At 62.0% G+C, this 1,160-nt stretch carries 2 protein-coding genes; one reads left to right on the plus strand and one right to left on the minus strand.

The window, feature by feature from the left end:
* Nucleotides 1-273 (minus strand): hypothetical protein (locus EOA22_RS38330; protein ID WP_206521502.1); only part of this gene is annotated, 273 nt, incomplete at its 3' end.
* Nucleotides 274-554: 281 nt separating this feature from the next.
* On the opposite strand from EOA22_RS38330, the gene EOA22_RS34500 reads away from it, so the two are divergent.
* Nucleotides 555-1,160 (plus strand): PHB depolymerase family esterase (locus EOA22_RS34500; protein WP_245478773.1); only part of this gene is annotated, 606 nt, incomplete at its 3' end.

Below are 1,160 nucleotides of genomic sequence, written 5' to 3' on the forward strand. Positions count from 1 at the left end.
GTCCTCGTCAACGCCGCGGAGCGGCGAGGTGAATCGGGCAATCTGCGGTTCATCCGCATCACCGTCTTCAATGCGTCCGACCGCCGCCGCTATGAACGAGAGCTTCTGGAAGCGCGCCGCACTGCAGAGCGGGCCAACGCCGAACTGCTTAAACTCCCATACACTCGAACGTCGCGTGGCCGAGGCGGCCGAGGTCGCCTGAAGAGCGAGCGGGCACTTCACCAGGCGCACAAAATGGAGGCGGTTGGCCAACTGACCGCCGGCGTCGCCCATGATTTTAATAACATGCTCTCAGTCATTGTGTCGTCGCTCGGGCTACTCGAGAGGCGGCTTGCAAACGGCGAGGACGTTTCCCGGTTTGTTTCCTCCGCAAACCCGGTTTGTTTCCTCCGCAAACTTAGACTAGCGCTGGGCCTCTGAGTTCGCCTCACCGAGCGCGCAATTCAATCTATAGGTTCACGGACGCAACGGCTTGTTCTTGTGCATCGCAGCAACGATATTGCTGCATGTGCGTTGTGCAGGACCGTGCCATTCCGGCGCACAAGGACACCGACTTGCGAAATATATCCGATACGATCGCTCGCCTGAGCGCGATGCACGCGCGGCCAGCAGCTGGATCCGGAGAACGGAACGACGCTCACTTGTCCGAAATTACAGGGTTCGGGTCCAATCCCGGAGCCTTGCGCGCGAGGCTTTATCTTCCGAAGAACCTGGCCCGGCAGGCGGCGCTGGTCGTCGTGCTGCATGGCTGCACCCAGAAAGCGGCCAGCTATGATCATGGCTCCGGCTGGAGCGAGCTCGCCGCCGAGCATGGTTTTGCGGTGCTGTTCCCCGAGCAGCAGCGCGCCAACAACCCCAATCTTTGCTTCAACTGGTTTGTACCAGGCGATATCAGGCGCGACAGCGGCGAGGCACTGTCCATTCGCCAGATGATCGAGGCGGCAGTGGTTACGCATGGCCTCGATCGCAAGAGGATCTTTCTCACCGGTCTGTCCGCCGGCGGCGCTATGGCGGCGGTGATGCTGGCGGACTATCCCGAACTGTTTGCCGGCGGCGCGATCATTGCCGGGCTCGCCTATGGAAGTGCCTCGACGATCTCCGCAGCCTTCGACCGCATGCGCGGCCATGGCGGTCCGTCCCCAGCCGACCTCCAGCGGCTG

Origin of the sequence: Mesorhizobium sp. M7A.F.Ca.US.014.04.1.1 (assembly GCF_003998745.1) — a bacterium.
GTDB lineage: Bacteria > Pseudomonadota > Alphaproteobacteria > Rhizobiales > Rhizobiaceae > Mesorhizobium > Mesorhizobium ciceri.